Source organism: Cognatundibacterium luofuense (assembly GCF_018139685.1).
Classification (GTDB): domain Bacteria; phylum Pseudomonadota; class Gammaproteobacteria; order Burkholderiales; family Burkholderiaceae_D; genus Undibacterium; species Undibacterium luofuense.
Genome location: NZ_JAGSPN010000168.1, coordinates 1 through 438, shown reverse-complemented (window position 1 = coordinate 438; position 438 = coordinate 1). Strand labels below are relative to the sequence as shown.

Annotated in this window: 1 protein-coding gene; it reads right to left on the bottom strand. The window is 55.7% G+C overall.

Going from position 1 to position 438, the window contains the following annotated elements; translation table 11 throughout:
• Nucleotides 1-421 (bottom strand): glucokinase (locus tag KDM89_RS19860; protein WP_230428003.1); only part of this gene is annotated, 421 nt, incomplete at its 3' end.
• Between the last annotated feature and the right edge of the window lie 17 nt (nt 422-438).

The window sequence follows — 438 nt, the reverse complement described above, 5'->3', positions numbered from 1 at the left end:
AAGACAGCGCGAGTGCGGTGAAATCATTCACCACATCGAGCCGCTCCAAGCCGAACTGATGGCGGGTTGCACTGATAGAAAACTCCCAGTGATGATTCGTCATGCGGACCTGATCACCATGGATAGGATTGGCAATCGCGATCCCGGCATGACGCAGCTGATGCGCCCCCGCTGCCAGACTGGCCGCATCGTGCAAATAGCTGTGCAATGCGTCTTCCAGACTGGGATAGGCGGCGCAAGGCAGTACCTTGACTGCCTGCAGTTCGCCATGTGCAGTTTCTATCGCAAAGCGTGCATTGGTGCCGCCTATATCGGCCAGCAGCAAGGGGTAGGACGGTGTATCAGTTTTGGGTTGAGCTTGAGTAGGCGCTTGGGTATGAGCCTGGGTATGAGCCTGGGTATGAGCGATCATTGCTGACATCGTAAACTCCGCTTACT